This window comes from Streptomyces sp. NPDC001787, assembly GCF_040297465.1.
In the GTDB taxonomy this organism is placed as follows: Bacteria; Actinomycetota; Actinomycetes; order Streptomycetales; family Streptomycetaceae; genus Streptomyces.
Genome location: NZ_JBEOZE010000012.1, coordinates 26,439 through 39,762, shown reverse-complemented (window position 1 = coordinate 39,762; position 13,324 = coordinate 26,439). Strand labels below are relative to the sequence as shown.

8 protein-coding genes are annotated in these 13,324 nt (G+C 71.0%); 2 read left to right on the top strand and 6 right to left on the bottom strand.

The window, feature by feature from the left end:
* Positions 1–11: 11 nt before the first annotated feature.
* The 5 genes from ABT170_RS18430 to ABT170_RS18410 all read right to left on the bottom strand — a co-directional run bounded on the left by ABT170_RS18430 (position 12) and on the right by ABT170_RS18410 (position 7,486).
* Entirely contained in the window at positions 12–986 is a 975-nt protein-coding gene (locus ABT170_RS18430) for an acetylxylan esterase (protein WP_329947037.1), read from the bottom strand.
* Between the two features lie 158 nt (positions 987–1,144).
* The gene (locus ABT170_RS18425) at positions 1,145–3,943 is read right to left on the bottom strand and encodes a hypothetical protein (RefSeq protein ID WP_351868539.1); all 2,799 of its coding nucleotides are present in this window, start codon (positions 3,941–3,943) and stop codon (positions 1,145–1,147) included.
* Positions 3,944–4,112: 169 nt separating this feature from the next.
* Positions 4,113–5,039 carry a carbohydrate ABC transporter permease gene (locus ABT170_RS18420; RefSeq protein ID WP_329947039.1) on the bottom strand — a complete coding sequence of 309 codons (927 nt, stop codon included), beginning with the start codon at positions 5,037–5,039 and terminating at the stop codon, positions 4,113–4,115.
* A complete protein-coding gene (locus tag ABT170_RS18415; protein ID WP_351868536.1) occupies positions 5,039–6,007 on the bottom strand; it encodes a carbohydrate ABC transporter permease in 969 nt (322 codons plus the stop codon). The genes ABT170_RS18420 and ABT170_RS18415 overlap by 1 nt, the downstream gene beginning before the upstream one ends.
* A 96-nt stretch (positions 6,008–6,103) precedes the next feature.
* Positions 6,104–7,486, bottom strand: a complete 1,383-nt coding sequence (locus ABT170_RS18410) for an ABC transporter substrate-binding protein (RefSeq protein WP_329947041.1) — start codon at positions 7,484–7,486, stop codon at positions 6,104–6,106.
* Between the two features lie 228 nt (positions 7,487–7,714).
* Here ABT170_RS18410 and ABT170_RS18405 point away from each other — a divergent pair, with 228 nt between their 5' ends.
* Entirely contained in the window at positions 7,715–9,532 is a 1,818-nt protein-coding gene (locus ABT170_RS18405; RefSeq protein WP_329947042.1) for a DUF8769 domain-containing protein, read from the top strand.
* A gap of 97 nt (positions 9,533–9,629) precedes the next feature.
* Complete coding sequence (locus ABT170_RS18400; RefSeq protein ID WP_351868532.1) at positions 9,630–11,876, top strand: FAD-dependent oxidoreductase; 2,247 nt, start codon at positions 9,630–9,632, stop codon at positions 11,874–11,876.
* A gap of 73 nt (positions 11,877–11,949) precedes the next feature.
* On the opposite strand, the gene ABT170_RS18395 is transcribed toward ABT170_RS18400, so the two are convergent.
* Positions 11,950–13,008 (bottom strand): phosphotransferase family protein, encoded by a 1,059-nt coding sequence (locus ABT170_RS18395; protein WP_351868529.1) that lies wholly within the window; start codon positions 13,006–13,008, stop codon positions 11,950–11,952.
* Positions 13,009–13,324 lie beyond the last annotated feature (316 nt).

The following is a 13,324-nucleotide window of genomic DNA, read 5'->3' as shown; positions in this document are numbered from 1 at the left end:
CGGGCCCCGGATCAGGAATCGCGGTCCAGCAGCGCCGGTATCCGGCGCAGCTGGACCGCTTCCTGGTGCATGGCGCCGCCCTCGTGTCCGTTGAAGGGGTACACCTCGATCTCCTTCTCGCCCCGGTAGGCGTTGTAGGCGGCGAACACCGTGGACGGCGGGCAGGTCTGGTCCTGGAGGGCGACGGAGAAGAGCGCGGGGGCGCTGCCCCGGGCGGCGAAGGACACCCCGTCGAAGTACGACAGGGTGCGGAAGGTGTTCTCCTCCTTGCCGCGGTGGACCTTGAGGTAGCGGGCTATCTCGGAGTACGGGTTGGCGTCGGTGAGGGTGACGGCCCGCCCGAAGTGGCAGAGGAACGGTACGTCCACGGAGATGGCCGACAGGCCGGGGAGAAGTCCGGCGACCGCGAGGGTCAGGCCGCCGCCCTGGCTGCCGCCGAGCGCCACGGTGCGGGCGGGGTCGGCGAGGGGGTGCGTGCGTGCCGCTTCGACGGCGCGTACGGCGTCGGCGTAGACGCGGCGGTAGTAGTAGCTCTCCGGGTCCTCGATGCCCCGGGTCATGAAGCCCGCGTGGGAGGGTCCGGAGCCGACCGGGTCGGGGGTGTCCCCGACGTTGCCGCCGCTGCCCTGGCCCCGTACGTCCATGACGAAGTGGGCGAAGCCGGCCAGCGGCCACATGCCCCAGCAGTGCGGCAGGCTGCGTCCGCCGTTGTAGCCGTGGAACTGGACGACGAGCGGCAGCGGACCCTCGGCGTGCGCGGGGGCGCTGAACCAACCCTTGACGGGGTGGCCGCCGTAGCCCGCGAAGGTGGTGTCCCAGGTGCGCATGCCGCTCAGCGGGGTGTCGACCGGTTCGAAGGTGATGGCGGGTTCGTGGGCGCGGGTCTCGGCCAGGGTCCTGGCCCAGAAGGCGTCGAAGTCGTCGGGTTCCGCGATCCGGGGCCGGTAGTCGCGCAGTTCGTCGAGAGGCAGGTCGAACAGGGCCATGGTGTGGTGCGTCTCCTCGCGGGATGGTGGGTGATGACATCTTCGGTGCCGGTCGTACGACATGGAGCAGCGGGGCCGGGTGCTGTCAGGTGCACCCGGCCCCGCCGGTTCATGGGGAGCGGTCCTTCATCGGACCGGGCCGCGGTCGTCGCGTCCGGTCAGTCGGTCAGCTGGACGGCCCGCAGGCCGGAGGCGGTCTTGGAGTTGTTGGCGATGGAGCCGCCCCACTCGAACCAGCCGCGGCCCCGTCCGTCGTTGTCGGAGTCGTTGACGACGAAGCCGAGTCCGATGGAGGCGGCCGGCTTGCCGCTGAGGCCGAGGGAGGCCCAGGGGACGGTCACCGTGTAGCGGGTGGTGGTGCCTTCACGGGTGATCTGCGCGGTCGCGCCGGGGGTGATTCCGGCGCTCTGGCCGGCCGGCGGACGCCAGGTGTACACCTGGGGCTTGCCGCCGACGAGGGAGGCGCCGATCTCGACGTACTGACGGCTGCGGCCCGGGACCTCGGGGGTGACGGCGAACTGGAGGCTGTCGCCCTGCCACATGTTCTCGGCGCTGGTGGCGGGCTGGTGGAGGGCGTTGTCGGTGAACTCGCCCTTCAGGACGAGCCCGGCGTCGGTGTACTGCGGGCGCATCGTGCCGGAGAGGTCGGCCTCGCCCCGGTAGCCGGCCGCGTAGTGCTTGCCTGCGTGGGTGGCCAGGTCGATGGGCGGGGTGGTGCTGGTGCCGGCGGGCTGCACCGCGCCCCAGCCGTTCCAGGCTCCCACCGGGTTCCTGGCGCCGTCGGGGGTGCTGAGGTAGGCGGCCGTCCAGTAGCGGTTCCACGGCTTCACGTTGCGCGCGTCGACCGTGTACGAGACCTTGTCCTCGGCACCGACCTCGATCGGCCCCGCGATGGTGCCGCGGTCCAGGTACGCGGTGTCCTGGTTGACCTGCCACTCCAGCTTGGTGAGGTCGAGTGCGGAGCGGGCGCGGTTGTTGGTGACGGTGACCTTCAGCGCGGCGGCGAAGGGTTCGGCCTTCTTCACCACCGGGTCGAAGGTGACCTCGGTCGGGGGCACCACGACGGTGTCGCTGGTGATCCGGCCGAGGTTGACCGGGCCGAGGCCGACGGTGCCGCTGACCGAACGCGTGCCGGTCAGCGCCGAGGTGGGCAGGTCGATGGTCCTGCGGGTCACCGTGCCGGGCTTCGCCTGCACCCGGTAGGTCTTCCCCGCGATGCGGAAGTCGAACAGCGGCGAGAAGGCGGGCTGCCCCTTGGTGCGGTCGACCTTGAGCACCGCGGTGACGGACTCCTCCGTGTTGGTGCGCCCGGGGAGTTCGAGGGAGAAGGCGGGGGCGGCGACGGTCGTGACGGCGCTCACCGCGCCCTTGACGTACAGCACCTTGTCGTCGATGCCGAGCTGCACCTTGCCGCCGACCGGGACATAGGTCTTCTCACGGCCCATCTGGTCGCTGACGGTGACCGGACCGGTGGCCGCGAGCTGGACGGTCCCCGGGGTCGCGGCGGTCGTGTACAGCGCGCGGACCGTGGAGGCCCCGGTGCCGAAGCGGTACGAGCGGACGTCGGCGGATCCGGCGTCGTCACGGCCCGCGTAGGCGCGGCCGGCGAGCTGGCGGATCAGGACGCTCTCGGTGACCACGGACGGCTTGGGCTGCCAGGCCGCGACGCCGGTGGTGGGACGCTTGAACGCGCCGAAGTTGTGTTCCTTGTTGTTGGCGTCGGTGCCGTCGTTGGTGAGGTCGTACCAGTAGTAGCGGTCGACGCCGGAGGCGAAGGAGAAGATCTGGGCGCGCGGCACATAGGCGGCCTGGGCGGCCTGGCTGACACCGTCGGCGTGGGTGGGGTAGCCGTTCTCGGTCATCCACAGCGGGAAGTCCTCGCCGCCCGCCGCGTCCAGATCGGCCCGCACCTGCGGCAGTCTCGCCAGGGCCTGCTCGGGCGGGCTCGGGTAGCCGTAGTGGTGGACGCTGAGGGCGTCCATGTAGTCCAGCCCCTTGAGGGCGTAGAGCCGCTTCAGCCAGTCGGGCTGGAGGCCGGCCAGGCCCCCGCCGACGACGGTGGCGTCCTCGACCTTGGCGTGCACCTTGCCGTAGGTCGCCTTGAGCATCTGGAGGTAGCAGTCGGCGGAGATGCCGCAGGTGCCGTTGTTGAAGCCGGTCGAGTTGTACTCGTTGTAGATCTCGACCTCCTTCGAGGACTGCTGGTACTTCTCCACGATGCCGGCGGTGTACTTCCCGTACGCCTCCAGCGCGGCCGGCGAGGCGGGTGTCCTGTTGCTGTCGTAGTTGGGGTTGCGGTAGCCGGAGATCGGCAGGGAGACCAGGCCCAGGCTCTTCGCGTACGGGATGTGCTGGTCGGTGCTGTAGTTGCTCCAGGCGTACTGGCCGGGAGTCTTCTCGATCGCGCTCCAGTTGATGTCGGACCGGATCCCGTGCATCCCCATCAGCTTGACCGAGCGCAGCAGCTTCTGGTCGTCGCCGTCGTTCCATCCGTAGTGGATGCCGGTGCCGAAGCGGGGGTCCTTCTGCTCATGGCCGGCGAGCGCGCTCACCACGCCGAGGTTCACGGTGCGGGTCGTGGTGCCCGCGGTCGCCGTGAGCGTGTAGTAGCCGTTGCCCAGCCCGGTGGCGTCCACGGTGGCGGTGCCGCCCGTCACCGGCGCGGTGCCGGAGGCGACGGTGACGCCCTGGTCGTCGACGGCCTTCCAGGACACCGAGGCCTGGTCGGAGGTGAGGGTGATCTTCGCCTGGCCCTTGACGAAGAAGAGGTCGGGCGAGGTGACGGTGAGCGTGGCCGCCGCCGCGTGGGCGGAGGGTGCCGTGCCGGGCAGCGGCGCTGCCGCCAGCAGGCAGCCGAGCAGGGCCGCGGCGCCGCCCCACGCGGCGGGATGCCGGGTGCGGCCCATTACTCTGGCCGGAGCCGGGGTTCCGGACCGGATCGTGCCGTTCTGTTCCATCGAGGTGTCCTCTCGATCGGATCGGTGCGGTGCGTTCGGGTTGGTTTCCCGGGCGGTGGTGTGCTCCGTCGGCTGTACCCCGGCGGAGCACACCGGCCAGGTCCGCCGGCGCGCACCGCTGCCGCCGCCGGCCCGCGCGGAGGGTGCCGCGTGGGTGCCCGGGTGGTTCTCATCCCTTGAGGCCGGTGAAGCCTCCCCCGCCCCGTACGATCTGCCGCTGGAAGATCAGGAACAGGACGACGGGGGGCAGGATGGCGAGCAGCATCCCGGCGATGAGCAGTGACTGTTCCGCCGTCTCCGCGAGGCGCGGCAGTGCGGCGGAGATGGGCTGCTTCTCGGTGTCCGGGATGACGATCAGGGGCCAGAGGAAGTCCTTCCAGGAACTCATGACCGTCAGCAGGGTCACCACCGCGAGGATCGGCCGCGACATGGGCAGCACGATCCGGCGGAAGATGATCAGCGGGCCCGCGCCGTCGACGCGGGCGGCCTCGAACAGTTCGCGCGGGATGCCGTCGAAGAACTTCATCACGATCAGCACCGTGAAGGCGCTGGCCGCGTGCGGCAGCCAGACGCCCCAGGGGCTGTTGGCGAGCGAGATGCCGAGGCCGGGCAGGTCGAGCACGGTGAGGTAGAGCGCGACCAGGGAGATCGAGCCGGGGATGAAGAGGGTGGCGAGCACCATCCACCGCACCGGCGTGGCCCACTTGGGCCGCAGGACGGACAGGACGTAGCCGCCGGTGGTGGCGATGAAGAGGTGGGCGACGACCGAGCCGGTCACCAGGACCACCGTGTTCCAGAGGTACTGGCCGACCTGGAGTTCGGTCCAGGCGCGGGAGAGGTTGTCCCACTGCGCGTTGCCGGGCCAGAGCGCCAGCGGGTCGCGCAGCAGCTCCTGGGTCGGCGAGACGGCGCCCTTGAAGGTCCAGTACAGCGGGGCGGCACCGAAGGCGATCAGCAGGAGCAGGGAGAGCCCCTGGACGGACAGCAGCGAGGTGCGTACGGAGGTCCGCCGGCGGTCGGCCGAGGAGATCAGCCCGCGGGAGCTCTCCTCGGCGCGCTTCCTGGCCCGGGGGCGGGTGGGTGTGGTGACGGCCATCAGTTGCTCCAGCTCCTCGTCGCCCGCAGATAGACCGCCGAGAGCGCGCCGAGCACGAGGGCCAGGAGCACGCTGAGGGCGGTCGCCGCCCCGTAGTCGCCGTTCTGGAAGGCGTAGTTGTAGATCAGCATCAGGACGGTGAGGGTGGAGTCCTCGGGCCCGCCGTCCGTCATCACGAAGGGTTCGGTGAACACCTGGAGGGTCCCGATGACCTGGAGCAGCAGCATGATCAGGATGACGCCGCGCAGTGACGGCAGGGTGATGTGCCAGACCCTGCGCCAGATGCCCGCACCGTCGATCTCGGCGGCCTCGTACAGCTCGCTCGGCACCGAGCCGAGGGCCGCCAGGTAGATGATCACCGTGGAGCCGAAGCCGGCCCAGGTGGCCTCCAGGACGATCGACAGCATGGCGGTGTCGGTGGACTGGAGCCATGGGTAGGGGCCGAGCCCGACATGGGCGAGCAATTGGTTGAACAGGCCGGCGTCCGGGTCGTAGAACCATTTCCAGAGCAGCACCGAGACCACCGGGGGAATCGCCACCGGAAGGTAGGCGAGGATCCGGAACAGGGTTCCGCCCCGGCGCAGTTCGGCGATGAGGACGGCGAGGAACAGGGGTACGGGGAAGCCGATCACCAGGGCCAGCACGGCGAACAGCGCGGTGTTCCCGACCGCCGTCCACAGCAGCGGGTCGTCCAGCACCGTACGGAAGTTGTCCAGGCCCACCCACTGGGCGGGCCCGACCAGATTGGTCTGCTGGAAACTGAGCCGCACGCTCTGGACGATCGGCCACCAGGAGAAGTAGGCGAAGCACAGCACCATCGGCAGGCCGAACAGGATGGTGGTGATGCCCCCCTGCCTGACCCAGTGGACGAAGCGTTCCGCCGGGCCGCCGCGACGCGGGGAGGCGTACTGCGGCGGCCCGTCCGGCTCGCCCGGCCGGGGCGCGGTGGACTTCACGGAACGGTTCATCGGTGTGCGGTCTTTCGGTGTGCGGTCCCCGGCGGGCGCCGGTGGCGCGTCCGACCTGCTCATTGACGGCTCCTCAAGCGTTTTGTGCGGCGGTGCTCAGCGCTGGGCCCGCTCCACCTGGGACTTGACCTGTCCGGCGGCCTTCTTCAGCTGCTCGGCCGGGTCGGCGTCCTCACGGGTCAGTACGGCCTGTACGGCGCTGTCGAGGGCCTTGTAGACGTTCTGCGCCTCGATGGGCGGCTCGACGACCAGCTCGAATTCCTTGAGGGCCTGGGTGTACAGGGCGAAGTGCGCGACCGGCGTATTGGCCTGCTTGTTGACCGCGGCGTCGACGGGGTCGGAGACGGCGGGCTTGTAGAACGGCACGACCGGGACGCCGACGACGCCGCCGTCCTTCTTCCTGGCCGCCGCGTCCGCGCCCGCGATCTCCGGGTCGTACTTGGTCGTCAGGTAGTAGAAGTCGATGAACTTCAGTGCGGCAGCCCGCTCCTGGGGACTCGCCTTCGGACTGATCACCGCGACGTTGCCGCCGGCCAGGGTGCGCCGCGCGGAACCGTCCACGGGCATGGCGGACAGCCCCACCGTCTGCGGGTCGCCCTTGTACTGCTGCACATAGTGGTTGACCGCGGTCGGTCCGGTGACCGCCATACCGATCTTGCCCGCGGAGAAGTCCTTCTCGATGTCGGTGATGCTGCGCAGGTGGTTCTTGCCCATCGACCCGTCCGACCAGCGCATCTGCCGCAGCAGGTCCAGGGACTTCTCGGCTCCGCTGCCGGGGGCGTCGAAGGAGTTGGCCCACCTGGCGCCGGTCTTCTTCTGCATGTCGTCGCCGTGGGAGTACGTCATGGCGGTCAGCATCCAGCCGCCGGCGTTCTCCTTGGTCGCCTGGGCGTAGCCGACGGCGTCGGTCCTGTCCGTGATCGCCTTGGCGGCCGTGCGGACCTCGGACCAGGTCCTGGGCGGGTTCTCGGGATCGAGTCCGGCCTTCTCGAAGAGGTCCCGGTTGTAGAGGAGGCCCATGGCGTACTCCTCGGTGGGTACGCCATAGATCTTGCCGTCCTGCCCCTTGGCCGCGGCGAGCACGGCGTCGTTGAACTGGTCGCCGTTCTTCAGCTGCCCGAACTCCGCGGTGACGTCCGAGATCTGCTTGCGCTTGATCAGCCCCGACATCTCCGTGAGCGGTACCCTGACGACGGTCTCCAGGCTTCCGCCGCCCACCTTGGTCTGGAAGCTCTGCTGGTCGTACTGGTACTCGTTCGTCTTCACCCGGATCTTGGGGTTGGCCTTCTCGAACGCGGCGACCCGTGTCTCGAAGGTCTTCAGCGCGGCGGCGTTGGTGGCCGGGGGGCGGCCCGAGACGGTGATGGTCACCGTGCCGTCGGCAGCGGCTCCGCTGCCCGCATCGGAGCACGACGCAAGCACGCAGACGAGCGCACCGGCGGTGATGCCCGTCAGGGCGGTGCGCAGGGAGGGTCTCATCGGGAACTCCTTCAGGGGCAGAGCGGGAACCAGCCGGAAAGCGTTTTCCAGCCGGGGTCACCTTGCCTCGCGACATATCGCCGCGTCAATGGGTACGGTGCGGACTTCCTGCCTCGGTTCCACCATTGGACCCTTGCCGGGGCGTTGACATCGGCTTAGCCTCTGGAAAACGTTTCCCAAGCGTTTCCGAGATCGCCGGAGAGGCGATCGCGAGCTGGAGGACATCCCGTGCACCCTGCCTGGTCGGCCGCCGAGTACGACCGTTCCCTGCTGCGTGCGGCCCTCGCCGAGGGCGACCGCTGCTGGGACGCCGAGGCGAACCTGCTGCAGGTCGAGGCCCCGTACAACCCCATCCACACCAACATCAAGGGCGGTCCCGCACACCCCACGCGCAACTCCCTGCACTACGCTCTGCTGCTGCTGGAACGGGACGGCGCCGGCGACGCCGAACGCGCCCACTCCGTGATCCTGGAGGTCGCCCGGCTCCAGGACCGGTCGACGGCGAGCGACACCTACGGCATCTGGGGCTACTACGCCGAGGAACCGGCCGACCGGATGGACCCGGCGGACTGGAACTGGGCGGACTTCCTCGGCATCCACCTGCTCCTGATCCACGCCCGGCACGGGGAGCGGCTGCCGGCCCCCGTGCTGCGCGAGGTGCACGAGTCGCTGCGGCACGCGGCCGCCTCCATCATCCGCAGGAACGTCCATCTGACGTACACGAACGTCGCCGCTATGGGCACGTTCGTCACGCTCGCGGCCGGCAGGGTCCTCGGCGACGAGGCGGTGTTCGCGTACGGCAAGGAGCGCATGGCGCGACTCGCGGAGGCGATCGACACCACCGGCAGCTTCACCGAGTTCAACAGCCCGTCCTACTGGGGCGTCGTCATCCAGACCCTGACGCTGATCAGGGAACACGTCCGGGACGAGGAGGTGCTGGCCGTCAACGAGCGGCTGCACGACCGGCTGTGGGAACACTTCCTGGCCCGCTGGCACCCTGCGACCGGTCAGCTGTCCGGCCCGATGGCCCGCTGCTACAGCAATGACCTGGGCGCGCCGCCCCACCTGGTGAAGGCGACCCGGGGCCTGGTGGGCGGCCCGGCCGGCGAAGCGGCCCCGACCGGTCTGCTGGAGGGGGTGCACGCCTGCGTGGACTACCGGATGCCCGACTGGGCCCGCCCCCGGCTCCTGGAGCTGGAGAGCGAGCACGAGCACCGGGAGCTGTTCCTGGAGAGCCCGTCCCCCGAGACGGGCACCACCTGGCTGGACCGGGTCACCACGCTCGGCAGCGTGAACCACCAGGACACCTGGCTGCAGCGGCGCCCGCTGTTCGGCCACTGGGTACGGCCGGACGGCGGGGCGGGGCATGTGCACGTCCATCTCGTGAAGGACGACGGCGCGGAGGACTTCGACTTCGCCTCCGGCGTCATCGGCACCGTGCAGAGCGGTCCGCACGTGGCCTGGATGACGGGCTTCGCCTGCCCCGCGGGCGACCGCCACCACCACCTCGACATGATCCGGCCGGGCGACCGGTTCCGGGCCCGTTCGCTGCGCCTGGTGGTGGACGCGATCGGCGCTCCGCCCCTACCGCGGGCCGCCGCGTTCACCGACGGCGTCGTGGTGGACCTCGGGACGGCGAAGCTCGACTTCCGGCTGGCCGGGGGCGGTTTCGGCGGCCGTACGCCGACGGCGCGGCTCATCCCGCGCGAGGACGGCGTACGGATCGAGGTCGTGTTCTTCGAGAGCGCGGCCCCGGTCGAGCTCGACTGGCAGGCGGCGGGCGAGGCGTTCGCGGCGGGGACGCTCTCCCTCACCCCCGTCACCGGCGGTACCGACGACGGCGGCGAGCCCGGATCCGCGCCCGAGGTGGTGGCGGCGGGCGCCTGCGCCGAGCTCCGCTGGACGACCCCGCGGGGGAACCGTCTGACGCTGCGCGGGGGCCGGTCGGTCGTGTCCCGCGAGGAGCACGCCGCGCTGCACTCCGCGACGCTCGACGGCGCGGCACCGCCGTCGCCCCGTCTGTCGCCGAACCTTCTCGCCCCGTAGCGCCCGTGGGGGTGGGGCGTGATCCCCCACCCCCGCGCACCCGCACGGCAGTTGAGCTTTCCGAGCAGGGATTCATGGAGAGAGGATCGTTCACGTCATGCGTGAAGAGACCGTGGACAGCGATGTCACCGTCATCGGCGGGGGCCTCGCGGGTGTCTGCGCGGCCATCGCCGCCGCCAGGCTGGGGCAGCGCGTCGCCCTGGTCCACAACCGCCCCGTACCGGGCGGAAATTCGAGCAGTGAGGTCCGGGTGTGGGTGTGCGGGGCGACCGCGCACGGCACCCAGCGGTGGGCCCGCGAGACGGGCATCATGGGCGAGCTGTACCTGGAGAACCAGTACCGCAACCCCGAGGGAAACCCGTACTACTGGGACCAGGTGGTCCTGGACGCGCTGCGCGCCGAGCCGAATGTGTCGCTGTTCCTCAACACGGACGTCCGCGAGGTCGCGGCCACCGGCTCGGCCGCCGAGCGCACGATCACCTCGGTCACCGGGTGGACGATGGGCTCGGAGCGGCTGATCACCTTCACCGGACCGGTCTTCCTCGACTGCACGGGCGACGGTCTGGTCGGGCATCTGGCGGGCGCCGACCACCGCGTCGGCCGGGAGTCCCGGGAGGAGTACGGGGAGCGCTGGGCACCGGACACCCCCGACGGGGAACTCCTCGGCTCGACGATCCTCTTCTACACCAAGGACGCCGGGCACCCGGTGAAGTTCGTGCCGCCGTCCTTCGCGAAGAACATCCTCGACACACCGATTCCCGAGCACCGGCTGATCCGGACCGGCGACAACGGCTGCGACTACTGGTGGATCGAGTGGGGCGGCGAGCTCGACACCGTGCACGACAACGAGCGCATCCGTGACGAACTGTGGTCCGTGATCCACGGGATCTGGGACCACATCAAGAACTCGGGGAAGTTCGACGCGGACCGGCTGACCCTGGAGTGGGTGGGTTCCGTGCCCGGCAAACGCGAGTACCGCCGCTTCCTCGGCGACCATGTGCTGACGCAGACCGAGGTCATGGCGCAGGAACCCTTCGAGGACCGGGTCGCGTTCGGCGGCTGGTCGATCGATCTGCATCCGGTGCAGGGCATGTACGCGACCAAGCCGGGCGCCCATCAGATCCATCCCGACGGGGTCTACCACATTCCCTTCCGCAGCCTGTACTCGCGCAATGTCCGCAATCTCCTCTTCGCGGGACGCAACATCTCCGCCACCCACATCGCCTTCGGGACGACCCGGGTGATGGCGACCTGCGCGACGCTCGGGGAGGCCGCGGGAACGGGTGCCGCGCTCTGTGTACGGGACGGCGTGACCCCGCGCGAACTGGCCGCGGACCGGCGCCTCCAGCAGGTGCTGCTGCGTCAGGACGCCTCGCTGGTCGGGGTGCGCAACACCGACCCGGACGACCTGGCGCGGGCGGCGCGGGTGAGTGCGTCGAGCACCGTGGAGCGGCTGTCCGTCGAGCCGGGACCGGGGACCGAGCCGTATCCGCTGGACCACGACCTGGCCGTCGTGCTGCCGGTGGATCCGTCCCTCGACGGGTTCGAGCTGCTCGTCGACGCCGGGGCCGGCACCACCCTGCACATCGAGCTGTGGGACACGGTGCGCGGTGAGAACGCCGTTCCGGTACGTCAGTTGTCGGCGCACGCCGTCGAGGTCGCGGCCGGGCAGGGCCAGTGGGTCAGCGTTCCGCTCAGCTGGCACCCGGAGGAGCCCCGCAACGCCGTCGTGATCGTCCGGGCGGACCCCGACGCCGCGCTGCGCCTCTCGGACGAACGGCGGACCGGGGTCCTCTGTCTCAGCCGCAGACTGCCCGACGAGCCGGATCCCGATCCGCTCATCCCGGTCTCGCCGGAGGACGGCGCCGAGCTGGTCACCGAGTGGGTGGCGCGCGGGCTGCGCCGGCGCAGCTTCTGCTTCCGGGCCGGTCCGACGGCCGCGTACGCCCCGGGGAAGACCGTCGGCGGCTACCAGCGGCCGTATGCCGGACCGCAGTTGTGGCAGGCCGCCGAGGAGGGGGCGGCCTGGCTGCGGCTCGACTGGGACTCCCCCGTCGAGCTGGGCAGCGTACAGCTGGTCCTGGACGACGATGTGGATGAGTACCTGAACAATCTGCATCTGCACCGCACGCGGTTCGAGATCATGCCGGAGCTGGCGCGGGACTACCGCGTCGAGGTGCTGGTGGACGGCGTGTGGCAGACGGTCGCCGAGGAGACGGACAACCGCCGGCGCCACCGTGTCCACCGCTTCCCGCGTCGCCCGGCCACCGCGCTGCGGGTGCGGGTGGACGCGACGAACGGCGCGCGGCACGCACGGATCGTGGGGGTCCGCGCCTACGCGTGAACCGGCGGGCGCGCGGGCGCCGTGTCGGCGCGAGGTCCGGCGGGCAGTGCCCGGCCGGACCTCGCGCTCGCGGTCAGGACCAGGGCCGTGCGTCCTGCTCGGGCAGCGGGCGCAGGCCCGGCCACCGGTGCGTCGCGCGAGCGAGGAGGCCGGCGCACAACCGGCCGAGGCCGTGCAGGTGTTCATGGTCCGCGGTGAGTGCGGCGACCGCCCCCAGCCGGTGCAGCAGCCGCTCCCGGGCCGAGACGTATCCCCACAGGAAGTCCTCCGCGGGTACCCGGGCGAGGTGATCGGCCGATTCCCGGTGGGCCCGCTCGACCAGCGCGTCACCGCGGATCAGCCAGCCCGCGCAGGCGTCCGCGAGGTCGCCCGGTACGTCCGTGCCCGTCAGCGTCCGCCAGGTGGAGCGGTAGACGTCCTCCGCCTCCGCGAGCGGCGCGGGCGCCACCGACATGGCGCACCAGCAGGTCGGGAACCCGATCCGCAGATAGGCCAGTTCGACGAGTCCGTTCCCGAGGGAGGCCTGCTCGAAGTCGATGAAGCGGACTCCCGTGAGGGTGCGCAGGTCGTTGCCGGGGCAGGGGTCGCCGTGCAGCAGCGCGTGGTGGGGGGCGGGATCCAGCCGGTCGAGCAGCGAGGCGAGTTCGTCCGGCACCCGGGGCGGGACGGGCACGTCGAGGGCGCGGGCGAACGCGAGGAAGGACTCGGCGTCCCCGGCCGTGGGACCGGACCACGCGGGCAGGGCGCCCGCGTCCCGCGGGCCGGTGAGCGCGTGCAGCCGGGCGAGCGAATCGGCGTACTCCGGGAGCCAGTCGGCGGCCGGGCCGAGCCCTTCCACGTACTCCAGGACCATCACCCGGTTCGGCGGGTCCGTGGCGAGCAGCGCGGGAGCGACGCCCGGCAGGGGCGCCCGCGCGGCGAGCCGCAGCGCGGTGGTCTCGCGGGCGAAGCGGGCGTCGGCACTACGCGTGGCGTCGCCGCCGTCGGCGATCTGCTTGACGATCACCCGCCCGCCGTCGCGGAGTCCGACCCGCCACACCCTGGTCCGGGGGCTGCTCTCCAGCACGGTGGATCGCGCGGGCGTGCCCAGCACCGCGCGGACCGCCTCGCTCATCGGCACCTGGTTCGGCATGCGGTCAGCGTAGAGGCTCTCGTCCCCGGCGGGCGCGCCCCCTCGCGTACGGCGTGGCAGGGCGCCGTACGGCGGCGCTCCGCGGCAGGACGTTCCCCCGGTGTCCCGAATCCGTATCCCGGCAAGACATTTGGGGGCGGCGAGCAACCCATGACGTGCGACTGCCGTCTTGATCCACGACAGGACGGACCGCCGCACAGGACACGCGGCGTCCACCCCCCACCAGTTCCGGCTCCGAGCGACCCACCGCTATGCACTCCGTGTATACATCACCTGCATAGCCGTGCCGCGGCCGGACCGGACGCACGAAAGGCAC